Raw genomic sequence first — 23,147 nt, 5'->3', positions numbered from 1 at the left:
ATGAATTGTAAATAATCTTTATTGGAGGATTTGCTTTATGGCAAAGTTTGAGTTTGAGTATACTGAGATAGATGGGTTACTGTACCCCAACATCGAAATTGACGGAAAAGACAAACTTGATAATCTGGGAAAGTATGGACGATTACGTCTAAATTATCTGCACGAACAAAAGCTGGGGATGTATCGTGAGCTGCTTCTGACAGGTAAACTGGCAGAGCATTGTATGGTGATTGAGAGGACTGCTTTTGATATGGCAGAAAGTATTCGAGCTGATTACCTGAAATTGCACCCTATACCTCAGGAAGATACGATGGAACGTGTTCGCTTATGCGAACTGGCTCAAGAAATTGAGTATGAAATTGTTTGTTATCAATTGATTTATAGATAAAGAGATGACAGCGCATAAGGATTTTGTAAAGCTGCTGGCTGACATTGAGATTTATGTGGACGGGATTGCCAGTATGCAGGTACAGAACCTGAACGCCTATGTCAATCTGGCGAGGGACACCATAGAAAAGAAGTACCGCCCCGGTGAACATGACCGCCATATCCGTGTACTGAGCGTTGCCCATATCAACGAGGACGAGTATTTCCGTCATGTGGTACATAACGATATAGACGGTATCATCAAGAGCATTAAGGACTCCCACAGACAGGACAGCACCAGCGCCCGAAAACCGATTTTGTACAGGAGCTAAAGCAGGATTTAGAGTTTGTTTCCAGCATTGAGGGGAGCGCACAAAAGAAACAGGTTGCCCTGTACTGTCGGCGGCTAGGGATTGATTATACCAAGCTAACCGAGGTTGAGTTTGAAGTGATGATTAGGGTACTTCAAAAGTCCAAGCATTTAAAGGGGCACGGCAAAAGACGCGGGAAAAAGTAAAAATAGATAATTATTTTTAAGGGTATATACAAAAAGAGTTGCATATACCCTTCTTCTGGAGCTTGTTTCGTGTTTACACTTGACAGTTCTTTATCCTCATGGTAACATGAAGTAAGCTTCTGGTGAAGCGAACTTCACTGATAGGAGGGAATCATGAAAACAAAAGTGAAAGAATTGAGAAACAAAGCTAATCTGACACAACAGCAACTAGCAGACTTAGTTTATGTTTCATCAAGAACCATCATTTCTATTGAAAAGGAACAGTATAGTCCTTCCCTTATGCTGGCTTATCGAATAGCGGAGGTGTTTGGAATAACAGTGGAGGATTTATGTTGCTTGAAAGAAAATAAAGAATTGGAGGATAAACAACGTGAAGATTTATGACAAAAAGAAACTTGTATACGGAATTATGTCCCTACTCTTAGGTTTAACTCTACTGGCGTTAGGATTTTTAAAAGGATTTGATGTGAAAAGAATTATTCTATGCGTTTTAATGTTGCTGATTGGTGTCGGTGAGTTATATATCAGTATCAATAAAGAAGCCGCAAAAAAGGAACACATTGAGGAATCAGATGAACGGAATCGGCTTATTTCACTTACATCTGCCAGCAGAGCTTTTCACATAGCAAAAAATATCAACTTTGTTTTAATGCTTTTCTTTCTGATCGTAGGAGCAAAACAGGAGGCCCAGCTCATTGTGGGTGTCGGAATGGGTTTTGCGTTTTCGTTTTCTGTGATGATGTTTACAGATATTTTTTCTAGCTTTTATTATGAAAAACACATGTGAGAGAGAAATAAGAATGACTCAGATACACACTTTTTCATTTCAAAAACCAGAATTTCATATGCACGATTGTTATGTAACCAATGTGTCACTATCTGAACAATCGCTGACCTTTGAATTAGAGCACGGAATGTATATTTTAAAGAATGAAGATTATATCCATACAGGTCCTGCAAAATTGGTTTTTACCAAGTTTTCCAATCAGAAATGTGAAATCCGGTATCTTCGTAACAATCACAGAGAATGTGTTGATACTGATGTATTGAAAAAAGATTTGGAAAGCGGATATATTGATATAATTTATGAAATGTATAATGAATCCGTTGCCCATTTTGAAGGAATTTTAATTCAAGGAACAGGGTGGAAAACAGTTGAAATGAACATTTTCTTCCCTAAGCTTACTATTTTTTATGAAGAAGGAGAATTAGGAGCAGATGAATAACAAAACATCAATAAAACGTCCATTTAAAGATGAACGTGACGAGCAAATAAACACACGCTCCAAAAGTCATGCACTGGAGTTTGTGATAGCCGCAACACAGATACTGACTGTAATGTGCTTGATTAAAGGAAATCCCGCATGGAAGGGCAGTCTGGCGTTATTGTTTATCGGCGGTGCGGCAAGCTTATTCTATAAATATGAAAAATATAGCGAAAAGCCGTATATTCAGGTCGGCACTGTTCTTGGCTTATTAGGTGTTGCACTGTTGGTATGGTTTGGAATAAGTGAATGACATCTTATCGAATCTTCTTATAGATAAAGAAAATAGTAAAAGAGAGAAATCAAAATGTCTGAAAAAGAAGAAGCGTTTGAAGCAAGCAAAATAAAATTAAATAATCTCAAAGGAACGCTTGACCTTAGTGAGTTGCAATTTGAAAGGATAAAATCCACTATATTTAAATCTTCAATTTGGGATAAAGAAATTGATAAGGCAATTGCTGATTTTATGAATGAATTTGATGAAGAAGAAAAAGAAGAAATGAAACAGCCAAGTCAGCCAGTACTTCTACCAGAGAGTTGTGGAATCAATGCAATAAGTGTGTAGATTTTGTTTTATCAAAAGAAAGTATGCTTTTAATTTTATGTAATTTTATTGAATATTTTGAAGAGTTTGCAAATCGGTTTAATAATAATGAAGATACGGAAGTGCTTATACATCTTAGAAAAACTTTAGAAGAACTAAAACAGATGTAAAATTGAGACTACTGACAGTGGATTCAGCATGTTTTTTGATTTATATACCTAATCTGCTTGGATTGCATCAAATAATTTTTCATTTTTTCTTTACAGCATAGTATAACTATGCTACTATAAATCCATAATTGTGAACCTTGACAAATGAACATAGTATCCCGCAATGCAACGTGAGCATTGGGCGATCGACGAACCGAAGGGCGCTGACGGATTTTAATATCCGGCGATAAACCTTGCGGTTGTTACTGCTGTGTGGTACAGCAGGATTGCAACGACCTCAATGCACTATTATGATACTTCTGCCGTGGTGGCAGGCCTGAAAGACGGCAACACGCATCACCCTGATTTGAGAAAGAATCGGGGGCGGCTGTTATGGGATTTGCGTAACCTGCAAATCGGCATTGTGGACTGGAAACCTTTTTATTACGCCTTTATTATTTTTATGAATGTCTGATTTAAAAAAAGAAACAGCCGGTTCCAAGGGGCTGTTATGTTCATTTGCAAAATAGAAATTTTGACAAAATAGCTCTGTGCGGTTTTCGCACAGAGCTATTTTTGCGTCCATTTGAGGAAGAGTGCAAAAATGCCTATATAGGGTATTTTGCGCTCTTATCCTCTTTTCTTCTTGCGGAGAGCGCCAGACAACGGGGGCGGATTCACACCCGAAGGGTGTGGCAAGCGTCCTATCTGTCGGACATCCGTCCTCGCCCCTTGCGATGCGCAGATAGTTTTCCTGCTCCTCAGAGGTGAAAAGCGCACATGCTTTTACACCCTTGGAACTCCATTCAGAAAGGAGTACTCCCATGAACAGAATCCACAAAATCACCTTCCGGGTATCAGACTATGAACATAAGCTCATTCAGTCTAAGGTTAAAAAGTCAGGTACCCGAATGTCCGATTTCTGCCGTCATGCCGTGCTGGGAAAGGAAGTCCGCACCGTCAAAGGACTGGACAAATGTAGCTATGAGCTAAATAAAATCGGCAATAACCTCAACCAGCTCACAGTGCTTTGCCACCAGAGAGCGGTGCAGAATCCAAACCTTGAAGCAATACAGATACAGCTTTCCGATGTTCTGGAACGTATTTATATAGCTTTGGGAGGGGATAACGATGGCAATAGTCAAGCCGATTAAGGTGCGTATAGGAAACCTTGCAGGACTTCGGGGGGTGCTGGACTATATCAAGGACGACCGCAAGACCCAAAACGGGGCGTTGGTCTACTGTAAGGACTTGCTAAAAGGCAAGGAGTACCAGCAAATGGTCATTATCAAACGTGCCTTTCACAAGGACACAGGACGGCAGTATTCCCACTTTGTCCAGAGCTTTGACCCGAGAGACAATGTAAGCCCTGAACTGGTATACAAAATCGGTCAGAAGTTTATCAAGCGGTATGAGCGTTTTCAAGGCTTTCAGGTAGTGATGGCGGTACATACCAATGAACAGCATATGCACATACACGATATCGTCAATTCCGTCAGTCATGAAAACGGCTGTAAATGGCAGTCCAGTCCAGAGGATTTGAAACGGATGCGCTCCCTTTCTGATGAACTCTGTTTGGAGCATGGCTTGTCCGTCATTGAGCATGTAAGAAAGGGACACCGTTCCTATGGAGAATATACCCAAACAGCAAGCTGGAAATGGCAGCTGGCACAGGACATTGCAAGTAGCATTGTTTTTAGTAATAGCCGTGCGGACTTCATGCACCGTATGGCAAGCCTTGCTGGGCTTGCAAGAATTGGGCGCAGTGATATGCAGCTGTTGCAGGAGGTTCTATTGGAACTGGGTCAGCTCAATTGCCCGGATACCCCAAACCGCTATCAGGATATGTATTTTCGGAATATCTTTTAGCCACCATAGCGGATACACTTGCGGAGGTGCTGCACTGGCAGGAGGAGCAATGGCAAAATGCACCCTATCGCGATTATTACACCGAATATGAGGAGAAAAATGAATATGAACTGTAACCGAATTAAACTGTTTTTTCAAAGACTGCGCCGTTTGTTTGAAAGTAAAAAAGGTACATGGGAACAGGAAGAGCCGGGCAAGCGTCCGACTCTTTGTTATGTCATCGGCGGTGTTAAATATCTTGTAAACGCTTATTTCAAAGAGAATGCCACGCTGTCCGCAGAGGATAAAATTACCCGTCTGATTGAGCGTGATATCGAGCATAGTGAAAATAAAGAATAAAATGTCTGGACGCGCAAAGTGATTCTGAGTAAAATAGATTCATACAATTTTATTCGGAATCGTTTTGGCTGTACAGAGGAAAGGAGCAAAAAGCATTGTTACAGCAAAACGAGAAAATCACGGCACTCTACTGCCGTTTAAGTCAAGAGGACGAGCTTGCGGGCGAATCGGGCAGTATCCAGCATCCGCTACATCGCAATCAATGACGGTGTGGATACCGACAAGGGCGTAGACGAAAGCCTTGCAATCCGTGACTTATTCAACGAGTGGCACGCCCGTGACACCAGCAAGAAAATCAAGGCGGTGAAGATGGCGGCTGCAAAACGTGGGGAGCGTATCGGCTCCAAACCGCCCTACGGCTACCAAAAAGACCCCAATGACCCGAAACGGATTGTTCCTAATGAGGACCCCCTATTGTTCGACGCATCTTCGCTCTATGTGCCAGTGGCTTAGGCCCCTGCAAGATTGCCCGCATTTTGCAGGAGGAAAAGATTATTACACCCGCCATGTATGTATATCAGCAATCCGGAATAATTCATACCTATTTGAACATGGATAAACCCTGTGCATGGTCAAACAGAACGATCAGCGGTATTTTGGAGCACGAGGAATACATCGGCACTACGGTGAATTGCAGAGGGTACATTCCATCCTTCAAGAGCAAGAAGCAACGAAAAAATTCACCTGAAAACTGGCTTCGATTTGAAAATACACATGAACCATTGATTGACCGGGAAACATGGGATATTGTCCAAAAGGTACGGCAAGGCAAACGCAGACCCAATAAGACGGGTGAACAGGATATGCTTTCAGGTTTGGTGGAATGTGAGACTTGTGGAACAAAGCACTAGTTATGCCGTTGTGGAAGCTGGAATGAGGAACAGTATACTTATACCTGCGGAAAATACCACACGCACAAGGACGAGTGTACTCCCCATACCATCAAAGTTATGACACTGCACCAGATTGTGCTGGCAGAAATCCAGCGGGTAACAGCCGAAGCCAAGAAACATACCGAACAATTTCTTAGGCGGGCAATGGATAAGCACCAAAGCCAGCTAAAGCAGGAGCTTTCCGCTAAAACAAGGGAGCTGGAAAAGGTGCAGAAACGTCTTAGTGACTTGGATAAGCTCTTGCAAAAGGCATTTGAACAACTGACACTGGAAAACCTATCTGAAACACAGTTTAAGGCATTGACTGGGAACTATGAAACGGATCAGCAGGAACTTACACGGCGGTTCGGCAAGCTGGAGCAGGAAATCCGCTCTGGAAAGGACACCATGCTGAGTGCTGACCGCTTTCTAGCAGTTGTGGACAGGTACACTGATATTCAGAAGCTGACACCTGAAATTGTGCGGGAGTTTGTCGAGAAGATTGTGATACATGAGCGTTCCGAACCGCACAAGAAGAAAAACTATACTCAAGAGGTTGATGTTTATTTCAACTTTGTAGGCAAGGTTTAGGGCAAGAGAGTTGCCGTAGGACTTGATATCCTACGGCAACTCTCAACAACTGAAAACATCCTTATTGACATGGGGCTTTTGGCGGCCTTTTTTAAGTAAAATCCGGGAATCAGGTTTTTGAGCCTGTTTAAACAGATTTCCCAAATAAATGATAAAATGTTACAACAAAATAAAAAAAGTCTAAAATTTGTAAAATAGGACTTGAATTATACCCCTGTTTTACGTTAACATATAGAATAGAAAATACGGTGAAAAACGGTGAAAAGGAACTTACGATGAAACGAAAAATACTCATTCATAGCGGTAAAAGGAATGTCAAAGTACTTCGGAAGCTTATTTTTAGTATGATGATAGGTATAATGGTTTGCAGCCAGACGGTTCCGGTTTATGCGGTTTCCAAAGCAGAAAAAGAAAAGCTGGAAGCACAAAAAAAGATGGAAGAGGCCAACCAAAAAGCCAAGGACGCGGAAAGTAAGAAAAACGCAGCTCAGAGCCAGGTAACCAAACTGACTTCTGATCTGACGGCTCTTTTGTCGGATATTAAAGTACTGGAAAATGATATGGAAACTAAAGAAGCTGAGATCAAACAGGCGGAATCTGACTATGAAAAAGCAAAAAAGGAAGAAGAAAAACAGTACGCTGCCATGAAAAAGAGAATTCAGTACATGTATGAAAAGGGAGATACGGAATATCTGGATATTTTCCTTCATGTTAAGAACATGTCTGATCTTCTGAATAAAGCGGAGTATGTGGAAGGCATTTATAATTATGACCGTAAGATGTTGGTGAACTTTCAGGAAACCAAGCAGAAAGTTGCGGATTACAAGTCGGATCTTGAAGATGACAAGGCCGAGATGGAGGGCATGAAGCTGGAATACAAAGAACAGCAGGATCAGCTTGAGACTTTGATTAGCAAGAAGAAAAAGGAAGTGTCCAATTTTGACAGCCAGCTAGCCCAGGCAAAACAGGACGCGGCTGTATATGCCCAGACCATAGCCAAGAAGAACGAAGAAATCAAAAAGTCGAAGGCAGAAGAAGCCAGAAAGAAGGCTGCTGAGGAAGCCAGGAAAAAAGCTGAAGCGGCTGCGAGAAAGCAATCCACTTCAACTACAAGAAGATCCACCGGTGCCAGCAACAAATATTCTGGTCCCTCCGCTTCCAAGAGCAGCGGCGGAACCGCCCAGGGACGGGCGATTGCAGATTATGGACTTCAATTTTTGGGAAATCCATACGTCTTTGGCGGCACCAGCCTGACCAATGGAACAGACTGTTCCGGTTTCACACAAAGTGTTTACCGTCATTTTGGATACAGTCTGCCAAGAAGCTCCACCGCACAGCGGTCAGCAGGCCGGGAGGTGCCTTATTCGGAAGCACAGCCGGGAGATTTGATTTGTTACGCAGGACATATCGCCATTTATATCGGCAATGGACAGATCGTCCATGCCAGCACTCCGAAGACAGGAATTAAGGTAGGAACAGCAACTTACCGTACCATTTTATCCGTCAGAAGGATTGTTTAAATTACATAAATAGTAAGAGCCGGAAAGCGGATTGAAAGAGAATCTGTTTTCCGGCTTTTTGTTTAAAATAAAAAACACTTGCGGAATTCGACATTATATGAGAAAATGTAATCAAGTATGATGTGATATATTTAACAAAGTACTTTTCACAATTATTACTTATTTGAAAGGAGTTTTAACATGATTTATTCACAGGAAGTAGAAGAGATGTGCATAGTAGCACAGGGCGTTCATCACGGCGCAGCTCCAATCCCAGAAGAAGCGAAATGGGTAAAATCTAAAGAAGTTAAAGATATCTCCGGTTTGACACATGGCGTTGGCTGGTGTGCTCCTCAGCAGGGTGCATGCAAGCTGACTCTTAATGTAAAAGAGGGTATTATCCAGGAAGCATTAATAGAGACAATCGGTTGCTCCGGTATGACACATTCTGCAGCCATGGCAGCAGAAATCATGCCAGGTTTAACTGTTTTAGAAGCATTAAATACAGACCTTGTTTGTGATGCAATCAATACTGCCATGAGAGAGTTGTTTTTACAGATCGCTTACGGCAGAACGCAGAGCGCATTTTCAGAAGATGGTCTTCCGGTAGGTGCGGGCCTGGAAGACTTGGGAAAAGGCCTCCGTTCACAGGTCGGTACCATGTATGGTACATTAAAGAAAGGTCCTCGTTACTTAGAGATGGCAGAAGGTTATGTTACCGGTATCGCGCTTGATGCGGAAGATCAGATCATAGGATACCAGTTTGTAAGCCTTGGAAAGATGACTGACTTTATCAAGAAGGGTGATGACCCGAATACTGCTTGGGAAAAGGCAAAAGGACAGTACGGCCGCGTTGCGGATGCTGTAAAGATCATTGACCCAAGACACGAATAATCAGTCGGGCGGGAAACCGCTGGTTTCCGGTTATCTAAGGGAAGATTTTGGCCAATAATAAGGAGGACAAGGGAATGGCATTATTTGAATCATATGAGAGAAGAATTGACAAAATCAATTCTGTATTAAACAGCTATGGGATTGCTTCTATTGAAGAAGCTGAAAAGATTACAAAAGATGCAGGTCTTGATGTATACGAACAGGTAAAGAAAATCCAGCCAATCTGTTTTGAGAACGCTTGTTGGGCGTACACCGTCGGTGCAGCGATCGCAATCAAAAAAGGCTGCAGAAAAGCATCTGAGGCAGCAGCAGCAATCGGCGAAGGACTTCAGGCATTCTGTATCCCAGGTTCTGTAGCAGATCAGCGTAAGGTAGGTCTTGGTCACGGAAACTTAGGAAAGATGCTTTTAGAAGAGGATACCGAGTGTTTTTGTTTCCTTGCAGGTCATGAATCCTTTGCAGCAGCAGAAGGTGCCATCGGAATCGCTGAGAAGGCAAACAAAGTGCGCCAGAAACCTTTAAGAGTTATTTTAAATGGTTTAGGAAAAGATGCGGCTCAGATTATCTCCAGAATCAATGGATTTACATATGTTGAAACAGAGATGGATTATTATACAGGAGAGGTAAAAGAACTCTTTAGAAAATCCTATTCAGAAGGATTAAGAGCAAAAGTAAACTGCTACGGTGCAAATGATGTAACAGAAGGTGTTGCCATCATGTGGAAAGAAGGCGTTGACGTTTCCATTACCGGTAACTCCACCAACCCGACCAGATTCCAGCATCCGGTTGCAGGTACTTATAAAAAGGAATGCACTGAAAAAGGTAAAAAGTATTTCTCCGTAGCTTCCGGCGGCGGTACAGGACGTACTCTTCACCCAGATAACATGGGTGCAGGTCCAGCTTCCTATGGTATGACAGACACCATGGGACGTATGCACTCCGATGCCCAGTTCGCAGGTTCTTCTTCCGTTCCAGCTCACGTTGAGATGATGGGTCTGATCGGTATGGGTAACAACCCAATGGTCGGCGCTACCGTTGCTGTAGCAGTAGGGATTGAAGAAGCAGCAACCGCCGGGAAATTTTAAGAAAATTGATTTTATTATAGATTCTAATAAATAGACATTTTAGACAGAATAGACAAAAAACAGAAAAAATAAAAATAGACAAAAGCATGTATAAGTAACCATAAGAAAAGGAGTCGCATTGGCGGCTCCTTTTTGAATATCCGAAAGGGTTGTAATGCGGCAAGCGTTGAATTCCGTATATCAAAAAAATATAAATATTATAATAAATGGTTGTTTTCATGGAATTAAATTAGGTTATTGAAAGGGATTGGGAAGGCATCACAGCTCAAAGTTTGTTAATCAATATGAAAACCAGTGCAATTTTTATAGAATACGAATTGAGCATCTGTGGGAAACTAAATAAAATAGTGGCTGAAGTAACGATGAGTGGAAGTGATCTTGACATGTGTGTAAGGAAATAAAATAAAAAGCATATAATATAAATCTAATCAATTGGAAAAATGTAAAACAGATTAAAAACTTTGCTCATAGAGAAACGGTATCACCTCTTCGCGCTTGATGTTCAAGACGTAAGCGAACTCCTCACAGAGGGTTTTTTCCGCATTTTTTAGAAAGTATTCATCTATGATCTGAAGTTTCTTATCTTTATTTGTGATTTTTAGCTCGTGCTTGTGCCAACGTAACGTTTTTATCATTTTAACAAGTTCATAACGGTTACCGTCAGCAAGAATCTGGCTGTACAATTCTTTGCGCTTTCGATTATCCTTAATCCAAACAAAATCTTTACCCGATATTTTCTTAACCAGAGAGAAAATGTCGTCGGCAGAGAGTATGCGCCGAACTTCGGTCTTTCTTCTGCTGCTTATCGCAGAGACGTATACTGTCGAAGCAGAGTGGTAAACAGGCTTGAGTACAAAATATGGGCGGATTATTTCATCCATGCACATATCCTGTAATCCGGTAACCTTACAAATACCATGATTTCCGTACATGATGACATCACCTATGTTCATAATATCTCACCTCTTTCTATTAAATGAAAAAAGTGCGGTTCACTAAAACCGGACTTGCATCCTTGTAAAGCAAACTACACGTTTAATATTTCTATTATAACATATTTATAGATAAAAAAATATAGTAAAATTTTCCAGAAACATCAACGATATCATAGGGAAAATTATAAAAATATCTGCTTCTTTAGGTTGAGCCAGCAAGGAATATAGGATAAACCTTGCTGACTTAGCTGTAAAGATTAAACATTGCTCTGACTTTTTAATATACAGAATGTGGGCTTATGTTTACTTTATCAAATTGGTATTTAAACATGATTAAATTAGATGTGTTAATTAAAACAGCGTAAGATTATGCGATTTGAACATTAACAGCCTGAAGGCCACGATTACCATTGGTTGTTTCAAAAATAACTGACTGACCGTCATCTAAAGATTTAAAACCTTCCATAGCAAGACCAGAGAAATGAACGAAAATATCGTTACCCTCTTCATCACAGATGAATCCAAACCCCTTTTGTGCATTAAACCATTTTACTGTACCTTTTTTCATGAAAGATACCTCCTTAAATTTATAGTGTATTTTGCCTAAAATAAAAAATCGCATATATGTGTAAATCATCAATAGAATAATGACTTACAAATACATGCGAAATCAAGACTTTATTTAAAATACTATTCTACTATAACATGCTGTATTAATAATGTCAACCTAAATTATTAATAAAAAACCGGTTACTTCATTACAAACTGGCTTTTTTTATCTTAGTGCAGAATTATGAGTGCCTGGAGATAAAAAACTCTGTGATTATTCCCTGGTTATGTCCGTATTGCCGTTATGATTTCCGCAATAAATCCCTCTTTTAATGGGAGCAAACATAAAGCCAATGATGATTCCTGACATAAAACAGGTTGCCATAATAAGATTCTTTTCAAGTAGGTTCCATTCATGATTAAAAAAATATTTCATAATATATATCCTCTCAAATTCTTTATAATTTATTCTATGATAGGATGTAGTATGTGAAAAGAGTAATAAAGTATGCAAGAATGTTTGAAAAGTAATGTAATATATAGTTGCCCCTTTTTTATAAATAAAGCACAGACTGGATATACCAGCGACATACACCTGTTGACATCAACTTATTCCGTCTGTTTCCAATATTTTGATAGGAAGATCAATGTGACGAGAGAATTAAATCACCCGGACATAAGCTGCGCAGCGGGCTGCACCTAAAACGAGAACAGGAGCCGTTAATCCGGCTCCATTTTTAGTCGTATATTTATAATAGAAAAGAAATATTAATGGGTTCCATCTTGTTGTTTTCTTATAGTAATAGGTACAATTCTACTTAAGCATTTGAATTCGTGTCTGGTTTTGCTGCCGTTGTTGACCTGTTATTGGCCCCGTTTGAGAAGTGACGGGTCCGGCAGGTCCGGTTGCAGGAGGGGTAACTCCATCAGGCCCAGTTGCAGGCTCAATACCCGGTCCAGGACCAGTAAGCGGCATGGTTGGTCCTGTCACAAGCGGAAGGGAAGCAGGCGGTTGTGTTACAGGAGCAGGAACGGTTGATTCTGTTTCCGGGGCAGGGACCGCACCTGGTCCTGCGACCGGAGCTTGTTCCGGAGGTGTTACAGGAACCGGTGTCTCTCTGTTTTTAATGGTATTAATGCACTGAGTGTAAAGCTCGTCTGCTCTTTCCCAATTAACAACGTGAAACCAATCCTCTATGTATGCAGCACGGTCATTGAATCTCTTTAAATAATAAGCATGCTCCCACACATCAATCCCTGCGACAATGCAGTAACCCTCTGTCAAGGGAGTATTCTGATTCGGGGTTGTGATTATTTCAAGATTTCCATTCGGAGCGACTACCAGCCAGGCGAAGCCTGATCCAAACACGGACAAAGCTCTTCTTTTAAATTCATTAAAAAACTCCTCCAGTGTTCCGAATCTCTCTATGAGGGCAGGATACAGGGACTCGGCTATGGAACGGTTCATAGAATTGGTCATGCCGTTAAAATATAAAATATGATTGTAAACTCCCCCGCCATAATTGATAATGGACTGCCGGACTTCTTCAGGAAGGTTTTCCGGATGAGATATCAGTTCTGGCAAAGATAAGTTCTGCAGTTCAGGATAATCCCTTAAAATCGCATTGAGTTCAGCCACATACCTCTGTAAGTGTCTGTCATGATGAAGGTACATGGTTTGTGTATCAATATAAGGCTCCAGAGCGTCATAGGCGTACGGAAGCGGAGGATTCACAAATGGGTAATGTTCGTTCATGGATCGTTATCCTTTTGCATTTTTGTATATGTATATTCAATAGCATTTGATATATGATGGATAAGCAAGGGAAGAAAAAAATAGTGTAATCAACCGATCTGTGTTGTATAATAAATACGAAATGGTACTTACCGGTAAAGTTACTGGTATATCTGGTTATATTATTTTCCTATAACCAGATCATACTTATATGTATTAACACTTATTCTGAAATCAAGGTATAATCTGAATCAGAAAGCAATTAGAGAGAGTTGATCCAATACAATCAGGAGGAGTTTCTTATGGCAAAGAAGAAAAGAGCAGAACGGGAATTTAGATTTGAAACATTGCAGTTACACGTAGGTCAGGAAGAACCAGATTCGGTTACCGACGCAAGAGCAGTACCGATTTACCAGACGTCTTCTTATGTATTTCATAACAGTGAACATGCAGCCGCAAGATTTGGCTTGACGGATGCCGGTAATATATACGGAAGACTGACCAATCCGACGCAGGACGTTTTTGAACGCAGAATTGCAGCACTGGAAGGAGGGATTGCAGCACTTGCAGTTGCCTCAGGAGCGGCAGCCGTTACCTATTCCATTGAAAATATTGCAAAAAACGGTGATCATATTGTGGCAGCCAAAAATATCTATGGCGGCACTTATAACTTATTGGAGCATACGCTTCCGGAATATGGAATTGAGACAACCTTTGTGGATCCTTTTGATTACGATGCTTTTGATAAAGCCATAAAGGAAAACACGAAACTGGTTTTCATTGAGACACTGGGCAATCCCAATTCTGATGTGGTCGATGTTGAGAAGATTGCATCAATCGCCCATTCACATAAAATTCCGTTAATTGTGGATAATACGTTTGCAACCCCTTATCTGGTAAGACCTATTGAATACGGTGCAGATGTGGTGGTTCACTCCGCAACGAAATTTATCGGAGGTCACGGAACTACCATCGGCGGTGTGATTATTGACAGCGGAACCTTTGACTGGGAAGCTTCCGGAAAATTTGCCGCTTTAACAGAACCCAACCCAAGCTATCATGGAATCTGCTTTACAAAAGCGGCAGGAGCAGCCGCATATATTACAAAAATCCGTGCTATTTTACTCCGGGATACAGGCGCTGCCATTTCCCCGATTCATTCCTTTATCTTCTTACAGGGGTTGGAAACCTTATCTCTGCGTGTAGAGCGCCATGTGGAGAATGCAATAAAGGTAGTGAATTATTTAAAGAATCATCCCCAGGTAGAAAGAGTGCATCATCCGTCTGTTTCAGAGGACCCGGAACAGCAGGCACTTTACAAGAAATACTTCCCCAACGGAGGCGGTTCCATCTTTACCTTTGAGATCCGGGGAGATGCAAAGAAAGCAAAGGATTTTATTGACCAGCTGGAATTATTCTCACTTTTAGCAAATGTGGCGGATGTAAAGTCCCTGGTGATTCACCCGGCTTCCACCACTCATTCACAGATGACAGAAGAGGAACTGTTGGGTTCAGGAATCTTACCGAATACCATTCGCCTTTCCATAGGAACGGAGCATGCAGAAGATATTATTGAAGATTTAGAGGAAGCATTCAAAGCAGTACAATAGTATTACATAACCAAGTGCAGGCTGCCATAGATCATGGCAGCCTGTTGAATGCGCTTATGGAGAGGAGGAACTATGACATTACAGCAGCTGCGTTATGCCATATGCATTGCAAACCAGAAGTCCATGAACAAGGCTGCGGCGGAACTGTTTATCACACAGCCAAGTTTATCGAGCACCATCCGTGATCTGGAAGAGGAGATTGGTCTGCAGATTTTTATCCGTTCCAACCGGGGAATTGTGATCACTCCGGAAGGAGAAGAGTTTTTAGGATATGCCAGGCAGATGATGGAACAATACCGGCAGATGGAAGAACGGTTTGTAAAAAAAGAAAAATTTAAAAAGAAATTCAGCGTTTCCATGCAGCATTATACCTTTGCGGTTCAGGCATTTATTCATATGGCAAAAGAATTTGGAATGGATGATTATGAATTTGCTGTTCATGAGACAAAAACCTATGAGGTTATATTAAATGTGAAGAATCAGAAAAGTGAGCTTGGGATTTTATATTTGAATGATTTTAATGAGAAAGCCATTCAAAAACTTCTCTCGGACAATGATCTGGAATTCATAGACTTATTCCAATGCGGGATCTATGTCTACTTATGGAAAGGCAATCCCCTTGCCCATATGGAACGGATCGGGTTTGATGACTTAAAGAATTATCCCTGTCTGTCCTTTGAACAGGGAAATAACAATGCATTTTATCTGGCGGAAGAAGTATTCAGCACGTATGAATACAAACAGATCATCAAAGCAGATGACCGTGCCACTCTCTTGAATCTCATGGTAGGCTTAAACGGTTATACGCTGTGCTCCGGGATCATCTGTGAAGATTTAAACGGAGGGGAATACAAGGCCATTCCTCTAGATACCGATGACAAGATGAGAATCGGTTATATTAAAAAGAAGAAGATGCCTTTAAGCATTCTTGGAAAAAAATATATTGATGAATTAAAGAAATATGAGGCACAGCTGCTTTAGCAGTCCCAAGGGTGCCATAGAAATAAATGATAGCCGGCTATTGTTTTTAAGTATTTGCGGTCCATAAGACCATATTGGTATACTGAAACAAGAGATTAAATAAAAGAAAGCGGTGAATGAGTATGGAATATGGAATTTCAACAAAATGTTTATACGGGAATGGATTAGAAGAGTCTGTGGATCGCTCAGGGGCAATCAGTTTCCCTATTTACCAGACAGCAACCTTTGCTCATAAAGGAGTAGGAGAAAGTACCGGCTACGATTACAGCCGTCTTCAGAATCCCACCAGAGAGCATTTGGAAAAAATAGTGGCTGCACTGGAATATGGAGCAGATGCTCTGGCATTCTCCAGCGGAATGGCGGCAATCACAGCTTTAATGGAGTTATTCTGTCCGGGAGATCATATCATCACAGACTGCGATTTATATGGCGGAAGCATCCGCCTTTTTGACAATATCAGCAAAAAGAACGGAATATTCATCAGTTCTGTAGACTGTACCCGCTGTTCTCCTGAGGAATTTGAAAAGCTGGTAGGAGAGAATACCAAAGCGATTTTTATTGAGACTCCCACCAACCCCATGATGAATGTCATTGATATTAAAAAACTGGCTCAGATCGCTAAAAAGCATGGGCTTCTCCTGATTGTGGACAATACCTTTATGTCTCCTTATTTTCAGAATCCCCTGAAATTGGGAGCCGATATCGTGGTTCACAGCGGAACCAAGTATCTGGGAGGACACAATGACACCATTGCAGGATTTTTAGTTACTTCCACGCAAGAACTATCGGAGAAGCTGCGTTTTATCATTAAGACGGTCGGCTCCGGTCTGGCTCCTTTTGACAGCTGGCTGATACTGAGAGGAATCAAAACTCTGGCCCTCCGCATGGAACGTTCTGAGAAAAATGCAGAAAAGCTGGTTTCCTGGCTTTGTCAGGAGGAGAAAGTAACAAGAGTCTGTTACCCTGGTCTTTCCGGGCATCCGGGCCATGAAGTCTGTAAAGAACAGGCAAGAGGATTTGGCTGTATGGTCACTTTTGAGGTAGAGTCAAAGGAACTGGCACATAAGGTACTAAAGAATGTCCGTCTGATCCGGTTTGCTGAAAGTCTGGGCGGTGTGGAGACATTGATTACGTATCCCATTACCCAGACCCATGCGGATGTGCCAAAGGATGTGCTGGCAGCCAATGGTATTACGGACCGTATTTTAAGATTATCCGTTGGAATCGAAGAGGTGGAAGATTTAATAGAAGAATTGGAGAAGGTATTTCATGAGTAAAGGAACATTTGATTTCGATGAACAGATTGATAGGAAAAATACAAACAGCTTAAAGTATGACTTTGCAGTCCATAGAGGAAAGCCGGCAGATATTCTTCCTTTGTGGGTGGCAGATATGGATTTTAAAGTGGCCGGTCCCATCCTGGATGCCATTATAAAACGGACACAGCATGGGATCTTCGGTTACAGCGAAGTGCAGGAAGATTATTTTGAAGCCGTAAAGAACTGGATGGAAAAAAAACATGACTGGACCGTGGAAAGAAAATGGCTGGTAAAGACTCCCGGTGTGGTGTTCGCGTTAGCCATGGCAGTAAAGGCTTTTACAGAACCAGGTGACGGAGTGATGATTCAGCAGCCGGTTTATTATCCATTCAGCGAAGTCATTAAAGACAATGACCGTAAAATTGTGGACAACACTCTGGTGCTTGGTGCCGATGGCGTGTACCGCATGGACTTGGAGGACTTTGAAAAAAAAGCGGCGGGCGGCCAGGTGAAATTATTCTTATTATGCAATCCTCATAATCCGGTAGGAAGAGTATTTCATAGAGAGGAACTGGAAAAGGTGGGTGAAATCTGCAACCGCCATAACATCATTGTGGTCAGCGATGAAATTCATCAGGATTTTGTATACAATGGAAAACACCAGGTCTTTGCCAATCTCACGGAAGAACTGAAGAACAGGACCATAACCTGCACGGCTCCAAGCAAAACCTTTAATGTGGCCGGTCTTCAGGTTTCCAATATTTTTATTCCCAATACGGAATTGCGGAGAAAATTCAAAAAGCAGATGGCGGCAGCCGGCTACAGCCAGCTTAACACCCTGGGGCTTACTGCCTGTGAAGCGGCTTACCGGTATGGAGAAGCGTGGCATCAGGAGCTGATCGAGTATTTAAAAGAAAATCTTACCTTTGTGCGGAAATACCTGGAGGAGAACCTGCCGGAAATAAGGCTGATCGAACCGGAAGGAACGTATCTTGTGTGGCTGGATTTCAGAAAGCTGTCTCTTACAGAAGAAGAACGGGAGGACTTAATCGTAAATAAGGCTGGTCTTTGGCTGGACAGCGGAGCCATTTTCGGTGAGGCAGGGGAGGGCTTTGAACGGGTCAATATTGCTTGTCCAAGGTCCACGCTGCAGCTGGCTTTTGATAAGCTGAGAGTAGCCATAGCAGATTTGAAAAAAATTTAAAATAGATATTGACACCCACCTTTTCTTGTATTAATATAAGGATAACATATAAACATATTAAATATGTATGTAAATAGAAAAAGGCGGTGTCATATGAAGAGCAGATCCTATAATTCAAATAAACAAATCATTTTAAGTAATAAATGTTGCTGTCAGACGATATGTATGGTGCGAGCTATCGTTTTATTGTAATACCGTTTTCGATACCTGACAGCTTTAGGAATGAAATGAAGTGTATTTCATGAACATAAAAGAACAGGTACCATGCCGGTATCTGTTCTTTTTTATAATCAAATATGAATGGAGGATTTTATGATGGGAGCAATTAAAGAAAGCGCATTAGAATTAATTGGAGGAACACCGTTACTTAAATTAAACCGCTACACTAAAAAAGAAGGAATCAAGGATGTTACCATACTTGCAAAGCTGGAATATTTAAACCCGGCTGGTTCTGTGAAGGACCGTATCGCTCTTGCGATGATTGAAGATGCAGAAGCGAGCGGAGCGTTAAAAGAGGGTGCTACCATCATTGAGCCAACCTCTGGGAATACCGGTATCGGCCTTGCAGCCGTTGCGGCGGCAAAAGGCTATAAAACCATACTTACACTTCCTGATACCATGAGCGTGGAAAGAAGAAACTTATTAAAGGCTTATGGTGCGGAGTTAGTACTTACCGAGGGAGCCAAAGGCATGAAGGGTGCCATAGCAAAAGCGGAGGAATTAAAGGAATCCATTCCTGGTTCCGTGATTCTTGGACAGTTCGTGAATCCTGCAAATCCAAAGGTGCATAGAGAGACCACGGGACCTGAGATCTGGGAGCAGACCGGCGGAGCAGTTGATATCTTTGTTGCCGGTGTAGGCACTGGCGGCACCATTACAGGCGCCGGTTCTTATTTAAAGGAAAAGAATCCTGAGATCAAGATCGTAGCCGTGGAGCCGGCAAACAGTCCGGTCCTTTCCGGAGGCAATCCAGGTCCTCATAAGATCCAGGGAATCGGTGCAGGTTTTGTTCCGGAAGTATTGGACACCAAAATCTATGATGAGGTGATTGCCGTTGAGAATGAGGATTCATTTGCAGAAGGAAAGACATTTGCAGTTACCGAAGGAATCCTTGTGGGTATTTCCTCAGGAGCCGCATTGAAAGCAGCAAAATTATTAGCAGAAAAGCCAGAGAATAAAGGGAAGACCATTGTTGTCATATTACCTGATTCTGGTGACCGCTATCTGTCCACCCCGTTATTTAGCTAAAGAGACCGATATACAAGGTGACTGCTGGGATTTACAGCTGGTTATAAGAAAATCTTATTGCCGGCTGTATTTTTTATATATTATACAAAAACCTATAGGAATGATATGATTTAGAAAAGTAAGAAAAAGCAGGAAAAAAGGAGCTTAAAAATCACCTGTATGCTTTGAGAAGCAGGCGTCGGGCGGCATCTGCTTTTTTTGTACCCAAAAAACGGAAAGAAGGAAAAAATATGGCAATAGAAGAAAAATTCGGAAAGGTATCCACCTCAGAAGATACTCATGAAGTATCACAGACAGGTGCTTTTGTAAGGCAGGATAATTACTTTGTCACCCCATTTGGTGACGGGGAAGGAGAGCTGCCGGTGGAAGCCGGACGTTACCGCTTGATCTGGACCCCTCTTTGCCCATGGGCAACCAGACAGATCATCGCATTAAAGCTGCTGGGCTTAGAGGATGCAGTCAGCGTTGGAACCGTAGGCCCCGTAAGAACTGAAAATGGCTGGGAATTCTCTCTTGATGAGGGCGGTGTGGATCCGGTGTTAAAGATTCGCTTTCTTCCGGAGATTTATGCAGAGACAGCACCGGAATATGAGGGAAGGGCGACGGTACCGGTTGTTGTAGATGTAAAGACAAGGAAAGTGGTAAATAACGATTATCATCACCTGACCAACTATTGGGAGACAGCCTGGAAGCCGCTTCATAAAGAAGGAGCACCTGATTTATACCCGGAGGAATTACGAGAGGATATTGATGAATTAAACGCCGTCATCTTCCATGAAGTGAACAACGGAGTCTATAAATCCGGATTTGCCCAGTCCCAGGAGGAATACGAAAAAGCCTATGACGTGCTCTTTCAGAGACTTGACTGGCTGGAAGAACGCTTATCCAAAAGCAGATACTTATTTGGAGACCAAATCACGGATTCGGATATCCGCCTGTATGTGACCCTGGCAAGATTTGATGTGGGCTATTATTTCTGCTTTAAAACAAACAGAAACCGGCTGACAGATTTTGAAAATCTCTGGAACTATGCAAAGGACCTCTATACCATTCCTGCATTTAGGGAAGCCACCGATTTTGATTCCATTAAAAAGGGCTATCACCTGGGCAACCATGCACACAACCCATATAATATCCTCCCGCTGGGACCGGATCTTTCCATATGGGATGAACCCCATAACAGAGATGAGAAATTTGGAAAGAGAAAATTTGAGTATTAGGATTTAGAAGAAGAGGAAAAAATTATGAAGAGAAATTTTGCAAAAAAGACAGTATTAGGATTGCTGGCAGCAGTGACGGTATTAGGTGCACTGGCTGGATGCAGCAAGCAGGAAACAAAACAGGAAGAAACCACTGTGGCAGCAGGAAGCAATACGGAACCAGTCACCATTTATGCGGCAACCGGAGGATCTCCAAAGCCATTTACTTTTGTAGACACAGACAATCAGCTGACAGGACACAACATTGACCTTATCAAAGCTGTTTTTGATAAGCTTCCTCAGTATAAGCTTGAACTCGAAGTAACTGATTTCCCATCTATTTTTGCAGGGCTTGATTCCGACCGTTATCAGATCGGCGTAAACAACTTTGCAAAGAATGAGAAACGTCAGGAAAAGTACTTATTCACAGATCCCATTTTTGCAAATGAGTATGTTGCGGTTTTTGCAAAAGACAATAATAAGGCAGAAACCATTGGTTCCTGGGATGACCTTGCAGGCTTAAAGACTATCTCCCAGGCAGGCATCAATATTACCACAGCTTTGGAAAATTATAATGCAGCAAACCCACAGAACCCTATTAACATTGAATACAGCGAAGAAGATCTTGTTCTTCAAATTCAGGATGTAGAGGCAGGAAAATATGATTTTGTTTTAATGGATAAACCAATGTTTGAGTACTATCAGAAGGAATTTAACTTTAACGTTACCGGAGTTCCGATCAACAATGATGTTTCCAAGGATTTAATGGGCGAACCATTCAGCTACCTGATTGTAAGCAAAGGAAATGAGAAGCTGGTAGAAGATTTGAACAAAGCGTTAAAAGAAGTAATTGAGGACGGAACATCAAAGGAAATCAACTTAAAATGGTTTGGTTCCGATTATTCCCCTTCCTATAAATAAGGAAAATCTGGAGGAGCAAGATGAGCAAAATATTTGATTGGCAGCTGGTATTTACGGAAATTCCCGCATTATTAAAATACTTGCCGGTAACCCTGCAACTGACGTTAATCGCCCTTGTGATCGGGTGGGTGGTAGGACTTTTGATCGCATTTGTAAAAATCCACAACATTCCGGTTTTACGGCAGTTATGTTCCCTGTTTGTTTCCGTGGTAAGAGGAACTCCGATTATCGTTCAGCTGTACCTTACGTACTTTGGAATCCCCATTGCCTTAAAATACTACAATTTCTACAACGGAACCAATTATAACGTAAATGGGATACCGCCAATTATTTTTGCTATCGTGGCATTGGGACTCAATCAATCTGCTTTTGACTCAGAGACCATACGGGCTGCCATACAGTCCGTGGAAAAAGGTCAGGTGGAGGCTGCTAAATCCTTAGGGATGAACGGCTTTCAGATATTTCGGAGAGTTCTGTTTCCACAGGCTGTCACCGTTGCAATTCCCTCCCTTGGAAACTCCCTCATCGGCCTGGTAAAAGGAACGTCTCTTGCATTTACCTGTTCCGTCGTTGAAATAACAGCTCAGGGTAAGATTTTAGCAGGAAGCAGTTACCGTTATTTTGAAATTTACTGCTCTCTGGCCATTATCTATTGGGTACTTACCATTTTCATTGAAAGACTGTTTACATACATCGAGAAAAGAATGAGTATCCCGGAGCAGGTAGCAGCCGTAAAAGGAGGATTGAAAAATGAGCGCAATTGAAATTCGCGGATTAAGCAAAAAATACGGTGAAAATGTGGTTCTGGATAAAGTGGACTTAACCATTAATAAGGGAGATGTAGTAGCCATTATCGGACCTTCCGGTACCGGAAAGTCAACACTTTTGCGCTCCCTCAATCTCCTTGAAAAACCGGAAGAAGGAACTGTCATCATCAATGGACGGGAGATCAGTCTTACAACGAAATCGTCCAAAGAAAAGCTGGAACTGCGTCAATATACAGAAATGGTATTTCAGCAGTTTAACCTCTTTAAAAACCGCACCGCACTGGAAAATGTAATGGAAGGGCTGATGATCGTAAAGAAGTTAAAGAAAAGCGAGGCCAGAGAGATTGCATTAAAACATTTGCAAAAGGTAGGAATGGGAGACCGCCTTTCCCATTATCCGAGACATTTATCCGGCGGCCAGCAGCAGAGGGTAGCCATTGCAAGAGCGCTGGCCATGGACCCAAGTCTGCTTCTTATGGATGAACCAACCTCCGCTCTTGATCCGGAGTTAGTCAGTGAAGTACTGACCACCATCAGAAATGCGGCAAAGGAAGGCAACACCATCTTACTGGTCACCCATGAAATGAACTTTGTGAAAAACGTAGCAAATCGGATTCTTTTCCTGGAAAATGGAAAGATTGTCGCTGACGGAACACCAAAAGAGATTTTTGAGAACCCGACAAATGAGCGTTTAAAAGAGTTCCTGGTAAAGATTCATATGCTGGATAGCCCGGATTATACGATTTAGG

Annotated in this window: 30 protein-coding genes; 26 read left to right on the top strand and 4 right to left on the bottom strand. The window is 41.8% G+C overall.

Annotated features, from left to right (window positions below):
• The first annotated feature begins 37 nt into the window (after positions 1 to 37).
• From VIG27_RS12230 to VIG27_RS12150, 17 genes are all read left to right on the top strand, one after another.
• Entirely contained in the window at positions 38 to 388 is a 351-nt protein-coding gene (locus VIG27_RS12230; protein WP_394522800.1) for a TnpV protein, read from the top strand.
• 4 nt (positions 389 to 392) lie between these two features.
• Positions 393 to 698 (top strand): hypothetical protein, encoded by a 306-nt coding sequence (locus tag VIG27_RS12225; protein ID WP_394522799.1) that lies wholly within the window; start codon positions 393 to 395, stop codon positions 696 to 698.
• A 338-nt stretch (positions 699 to 1,036) separates the two neighbouring features.
• Positions 1,037 to 1,267, top strand: coding sequence for a helix-turn-helix transcriptional regulator (locus VIG27_RS12220; protein ID WP_394522798.1), 231 nt, complete (start codon positions 1,037 to 1,039; stop codon positions 1,265 to 1,267).
• Positions 1,254 to 1,670 carry a DUF2178 domain-containing protein gene (locus tag VIG27_RS12215; RefSeq protein WP_394522797.1) on the top strand — a complete coding sequence of 139 codons (417 nt, stop codon included), beginning with the start codon at positions 1,254 to 1,256 and terminating at the stop codon, positions 1,668 to 1,670. Before VIG27_RS12220 ends, VIG27_RS12215 begins: the two co-directional genes overlap by 14 nt.
• Positions 1,671 to 1,683: 13 nt before the next feature.
• On the top strand, positions 1,684 to 2,109 hold the full coding sequence (locus VIG27_RS12210) for a hypothetical protein (RefSeq protein ID WP_394522796.1): 426 nt from the start codon (positions 1,684 to 1,686) through the stop codon (positions 2,107 to 2,109).
• Entirely contained in the window at positions 2,102 to 2,401 is a 300-nt protein-coding gene (locus VIG27_RS12205) for a DUF6442 family protein (protein WP_394522795.1), read from the top strand. The genes VIG27_RS12210 and VIG27_RS12205 overlap by 8 nt, the downstream gene beginning before the upstream one ends.
• A gap of 54 nt (positions 2,402 to 2,455) precedes the next feature.
• Positions 2,456 to 2,713, top strand: coding sequence for a hypothetical protein (locus VIG27_RS12200; RefSeq protein WP_394522794.1), 258 nt, complete (start codon positions 2,456 to 2,458; stop codon positions 2,711 to 2,713).
• A gap of 429 nt (positions 2,714 to 3,142) precedes the next feature.
• On the top strand, positions 3,143 to 3,316 hold the full coding sequence (locus VIG27_RS12195; protein ID WP_394522793.1) for a hypothetical protein: 174 nt from the start codon (positions 3,143 to 3,145) through the stop codon (positions 3,314 to 3,316).
• 349 nt (positions 3,317 to 3,665) lie between these two features.
• Positions 3,666 to 3,995, top strand: coding sequence for a plasmid mobilization protein (locus VIG27_RS12190; protein ID WP_394522791.1), 330 nt, complete (start codon positions 3,666 to 3,668; stop codon positions 3,993 to 3,995).
• Complete coding sequence (locus VIG27_RS12185) at positions 3,973 to 4,710, top strand: relaxase/mobilization nuclease domain-containing protein (RefSeq protein ID WP_394522790.1); 738 nt, start codon at positions 3,973 to 3,975, stop codon at positions 4,708 to 4,710. Before VIG27_RS12190 ends, VIG27_RS12185 begins: the two co-directional genes overlap by 23 nt.
• A gap of 105 nt (positions 4,711 to 4,815) precedes the next feature.
• Positions 4,816 to 5,049, top strand: coding sequence for a transposon-encoded TnpW family protein (locus VIG27_RS12180; RefSeq protein WP_394522789.1), 234 nt, complete (start codon positions 4,816 to 4,818; stop codon positions 5,047 to 5,049).
• A gap of 156 nt (positions 5,050 to 5,205) precedes the next feature.
• Positions 5,206 to 5,502, top strand: a complete 297-nt coding sequence (locus VIG27_RS12175) for a hypothetical protein (RefSeq protein ID WP_394522788.1) — start codon at positions 5,206 to 5,208, stop codon at positions 5,500 to 5,502.
• Entirely contained in the window at positions 5,463 to 5,900 is a 438-nt protein-coding gene (locus tag VIG27_RS12170) for a recombinase family protein (protein ID WP_394527559.1), read from the top strand. Before VIG27_RS12175 ends, VIG27_RS12170 begins: the two co-directional genes overlap by 40 nt.
• A gap of 117 nt (positions 5,901 to 6,017) precedes the next feature.
• Positions 6,018 to 6,512 (top strand): DUF4368 domain-containing protein, encoded by a 495-nt coding sequence (locus tag VIG27_RS12165; protein ID WP_394522786.1) that lies wholly within the window; start codon positions 6,018 to 6,020, stop codon positions 6,510 to 6,512.
• A 344-nt stretch (positions 6,513 to 6,856) separates the two neighbouring features.
• Positions 6,857 to 8,032 (top strand): NlpC/P60 family protein, encoded by a 1,176-nt coding sequence (locus VIG27_RS12160; protein ID WP_394522785.1) that lies wholly within the window; start codon positions 6,857 to 6,859, stop codon positions 8,030 to 8,032.
• A 180-nt stretch (positions 8,033 to 8,212) separates the two neighbouring features.
• Complete coding sequence (locus tag VIG27_RS12155) at positions 8,213 to 8,905, top strand: iron-sulfur cluster assembly scaffold protein (protein WP_394522784.1); 693 nt, start codon at positions 8,213 to 8,215, stop codon at positions 8,903 to 8,905.
• Between the two features lie 74 nt (positions 8,906 to 8,979).
• The gene (locus VIG27_RS12150) at positions 8,980 to 9,990 is read left to right on the top strand and encodes a GGGtGRT protein (protein ID WP_394522783.1); all 1,011 of its coding nucleotides are present in this window, start codon (positions 8,980 to 8,982) and stop codon (positions 9,988 to 9,990) included.
• Between the two features lie 452 nt (positions 9,991 to 10,442).
• Here VIG27_RS12150 and VIG27_RS12145 read toward each other — a convergent pair whose 3' ends face one another.
• The 4 genes from VIG27_RS12145 to VIG27_RS12130 all read right to left on the bottom strand — a co-directional run bounded on the left by VIG27_RS12145 (position 10,443) and on the right by VIG27_RS12130 (position 13,230).
• The gene (locus tag VIG27_RS12145; protein WP_394522782.1) at positions 10,443 to 10,943 is read right to left on the bottom strand and encodes a CarD family transcriptional regulator; all 501 of its coding nucleotides are present in this window, start codon (positions 10,941 to 10,943) and stop codon (positions 10,443 to 10,445) included.
• A gap of 349 nt (positions 10,944 to 11,292) precedes the next feature.
• Positions 11,293 to 11,493, bottom strand: coding sequence for a cold-shock protein (locus tag VIG27_RS12140; protein WP_394522781.1), 201 nt, complete (start codon positions 11,491 to 11,493; stop codon positions 11,293 to 11,295).
• Positions 11,494 to 11,748: 255 nt separating this feature from the next.
• On the bottom strand, positions 11,749 to 11,910 hold the full coding sequence (locus tag VIG27_RS12135) for a hypothetical protein (RefSeq protein ID WP_394522780.1): 162 nt from the start codon (positions 11,908 to 11,910) through the stop codon (positions 11,749 to 11,751).
• 378 nt (positions 11,911 to 12,288) lie between these two features.
• On the bottom strand, positions 12,289 to 13,230 hold the full coding sequence (locus tag VIG27_RS12130; protein ID WP_394522779.1) for a superoxide dismutase: 942 nt from the start codon (positions 13,228 to 13,230) through the stop codon (positions 12,289 to 12,291).
• Positions 13,231 to 13,511: 281 nt separating this feature from the next.
• On the opposite strand from VIG27_RS12130, the gene VIG27_RS12125 reads away from it, so the two are divergent.
• The 9 genes from VIG27_RS12125 to VIG27_RS12085 all read left to right on the top strand — a co-directional run bounded on the left by VIG27_RS12125 (position 13,512) and on the right by VIG27_RS12085 (position 23,146).
• Positions 13,512 to 14,819: an O-acetylhomoserine aminocarboxypropyltransferase/cysteine synthase family protein gene (locus tag VIG27_RS12125; protein WP_394522777.1), complete on the top strand. Its 1,308-nt coding sequence runs from the start codon at positions 13,512 to 13,514 to the stop codon at positions 14,817 to 14,819.
• Between the two features lie 72 nt (positions 14,820 to 14,891).
• Complete coding sequence (locus VIG27_RS12120) at positions 14,892 to 15,800, top strand: LysR family transcriptional regulator (RefSeq protein ID WP_394522776.1); 909 nt, start codon at positions 14,892 to 14,894, stop codon at positions 15,798 to 15,800.
• A 122-nt stretch (positions 15,801 to 15,922) separates the two neighbouring features.
• Entirely contained in the window at positions 15,923 to 17,077 is a 1,155-nt protein-coding gene (locus tag VIG27_RS12115) for a trans-sulfuration enzyme family protein (RefSeq protein WP_394527556.1), read from the top strand.
• Positions 17,070 to 18,263 carry a MalY/PatB family protein gene (locus VIG27_RS12110; protein ID WP_394522775.1) on the top strand — a complete coding sequence of 398 codons (1,194 nt, stop codon included), beginning with the start codon at positions 17,070 to 17,072 and terminating at the stop codon, positions 18,261 to 18,263. The genes VIG27_RS12115 and VIG27_RS12110 overlap by 8 nt, the downstream gene beginning before the upstream one ends.
• Positions 18,264 to 18,578: 315 nt before the next feature.
• On the top strand, positions 18,579 to 19,511 hold the full coding sequence (gene cysK / locus VIG27_RS12105; RefSeq protein WP_394527554.1) for a cysteine synthase A: 933 nt from the start codon (positions 18,579 to 18,581) through the stop codon (positions 19,509 to 19,511).
• 230 nt (positions 19,512 to 19,741) lie between these two features.
• Positions 19,742 to 20,731, top strand: coding sequence for a glutathione S-transferase family protein (locus tag VIG27_RS12100; RefSeq protein WP_394522774.1), 990 nt, complete (start codon positions 19,742 to 19,744; stop codon positions 20,729 to 20,731).
• A gap of 24 nt (positions 20,732 to 20,755) precedes the next feature.
• Entirely contained in the window at positions 20,756 to 21,631 is an 876-nt protein-coding gene (locus VIG27_RS12095) for a transporter substrate-binding domain-containing protein (protein ID WP_394522773.1), read from the top strand.
• A 20-nt stretch (positions 21,632 to 21,651) separates the two neighbouring features.
• On the top strand, positions 21,652 to 22,395 hold the full coding sequence (locus VIG27_RS12090; RefSeq protein ID WP_394522772.1) for an amino acid ABC transporter permease: 744 nt from the start codon (positions 21,652 to 21,654) through the stop codon (positions 22,393 to 22,395).
• Positions 22,382 to 23,146: an amino acid ABC transporter ATP-binding protein gene (locus VIG27_RS12085; RefSeq protein ID WP_394522771.1), complete on the top strand. Its 765-nt coding sequence runs from the start codon at positions 22,382 to 22,384 to the stop codon at positions 23,144 to 23,146. Before VIG27_RS12090 ends, VIG27_RS12085 begins: the two co-directional genes overlap by 14 nt.
• The last annotated feature ends 1 nt before the right edge of the window (position 23,147 follow it).

It is taken from the genome of Lacrimispora sinapis (assembly GCF_043633585.1).
Taxonomy (GTDB): Bacteria; Bacillota; Clostridia; order Lachnospirales; family Lachnospiraceae; genus Lacrimispora; species Lacrimispora sinapis.
Note: the sequence above shows the minus strand (reverse complement) of the source record. Positions and strands in the feature narration are given on the sequence as shown.

What these genes read in the sequence shown, in the direction of transcription:
- VIG27_RS12115 (WP_394527556.1), top strand. Translation starts at nt 15,923, where the DNA reads ATGGAATATGGAATTTCAACAAAATGTTTATACGGGAATGGATTAGAA.
- VIG27_RS12120 (WP_394522776.1), top strand. Translation starts at nt 14,892, where the DNA reads ATGACATTACAGCAGCTGCGTTATGCCATATGCATTGCAAACCAGAAG.
- VIG27_RS12220 (WP_394522798.1), top strand. Translation starts at nt 1,037, where the DNA reads ATGAAAACAAAAGTGAAAGAATTGAGAAACAAAGCTAATCTGACACAA.
- VIG27_RS12205 (WP_394522795.1), top strand. Translation starts at nt 2,102, where the DNA reads ATGAATAACAAAACATCAATAAAACGTCCATTTAAAGATGAACGTGAC.
- VIG27_RS12100 (WP_394522774.1), top strand. Translation starts at nt 19,742, where the DNA reads ATGGCAATAGAAGAAAAATTCGGAAAGGTATCCACCTCAGAAGATACT.
- VIG27_RS12180 (WP_394522789.1), top strand. Translation starts at nt 4,816, where the DNA reads ATGAACTGTAACCGAATTAAACTGTTTTTTCAAAGACTGCGCCGTTTG.
- cysK (WP_394527554.1), top strand. Translation starts at nt 18,579, where the DNA reads ATGGGAGCAATTAAAGAAAGCGCATTAGAATTAATTGGAGGAACACCG.
- VIG27_RS12090 (WP_394522772.1), top strand. Translation starts at nt 21,652, where the DNA reads ATGAGCAAAATATTTGATTGGCAGCTGGTATTTACGGAAATTCCCGCA.
- VIG27_RS12195 (WP_394522793.1), top strand. Translation starts at nt 3,143, where the DNA reads ATGCACTATTATGATACTTCTGCCGTGGTGGCAGGCCTGAAAGACGGC.
- VIG27_RS12230 (WP_394522800.1), top strand. Translation starts at nt 38, where the DNA reads ATGGCAAAGTTTGAGTTTGAGTATACTGAGATAGATGGGTTACTGTAC.
- VIG27_RS12095 (WP_394522773.1), top strand. Translation starts at nt 20,756, where the DNA reads ATGAAGAGAAATTTTGCAAAAAAGACAGTATTAGGATTGCTGGCAGCA.
- VIG27_RS12145 (WP_394522782.1), bottom strand. Translation starts at nt 10,943, where the DNA reads ATGAACATAGGTGATGTCATCATGTACGGAAATCATGGTATTTGTAAG.
- VIG27_RS12135 (WP_394522780.1), bottom strand. Translation starts at nt 11,910, where the DNA reads ATGAAATATTTTTTTAATCATGAATGGAACCTACTTGAAAAGAATCTT.
- VIG27_RS12190 (WP_394522791.1), top strand. Translation starts at nt 3,666, where the DNA reads ATGAACAGAATCCACAAAATCACCTTCCGGGTATCAGACTATGAACAT.
- VIG27_RS12110 (WP_394522775.1), top strand. Translation starts at nt 17,070, where the DNA reads ATGAGTAAAGGAACATTTGATTTCGATGAACAGATTGATAGGAAAAAT.
- VIG27_RS12160 (WP_394522785.1), top strand. Translation starts at nt 6,857, where the DNA reads ATGATGATAGGTATAATGGTTTGCAGCCAGACGGTTCCGGTTTATGCG.
- VIG27_RS12225 (WP_394522799.1), top strand. Translation starts at nt 393, where the DNA reads ATGACAGCGCATAAGGATTTTGTAAAGCTGCTGGCTGACATTGAGATT.
- VIG27_RS12140 (WP_394522781.1), bottom strand. Translation starts at nt 11,493, where the DNA reads ATGAAAAAAGGTACAGTAAAATGGTTTAATGCACAAAAGGGGTTTGGA.
- VIG27_RS12085 (WP_394522771.1), top strand. Translation starts at nt 22,382, where the DNA reads ATGAGCGCAATTGAAATTCGCGGATTAAGCAAAAAATACGGTGAAAAT.
- VIG27_RS12200 (WP_394522794.1), top strand. Translation starts at nt 2,456, where the DNA reads ATGTCTGAAAAAGAAGAAGCGTTTGAAGCAAGCAAAATAAAATTAAAT.
- VIG27_RS12130 (WP_394522779.1), bottom strand. Translation starts at nt 13,230, where the DNA reads ATGAACGAACATTACCCATTTGTGAATCCTCCGCTTCCGTACGCCTAT.
- VIG27_RS12210 (WP_394522796.1), top strand. Translation starts at nt 1,684, where the DNA reads ATGACTCAGATACACACTTTTTCATTTCAAAAACCAGAATTTCATATG.
- VIG27_RS12155 (WP_394522784.1), top strand. Translation starts at nt 8,213, where the DNA reads ATGATTTATTCACAGGAAGTAGAAGAGATGTGCATAGTAGCACAGGGC.
- VIG27_RS12150 (WP_394522783.1), top strand. Translation starts at nt 8,980, where the DNA reads ATGGCATTATTTGAATCATATGAGAGAAGAATTGACAAAATCAATTCT.
- VIG27_RS12125 (WP_394522777.1), top strand. Translation starts at nt 13,512, where the DNA reads ATGGCAAAGAAGAAAAGAGCAGAACGGGAATTTAGATTTGAAACATTG.
- VIG27_RS12185 (WP_394522790.1), top strand. Translation starts at nt 3,973, where the DNA reads ATGGCAATAGTCAAGCCGATTAAGGTGCGTATAGGAAACCTTGCAGGA.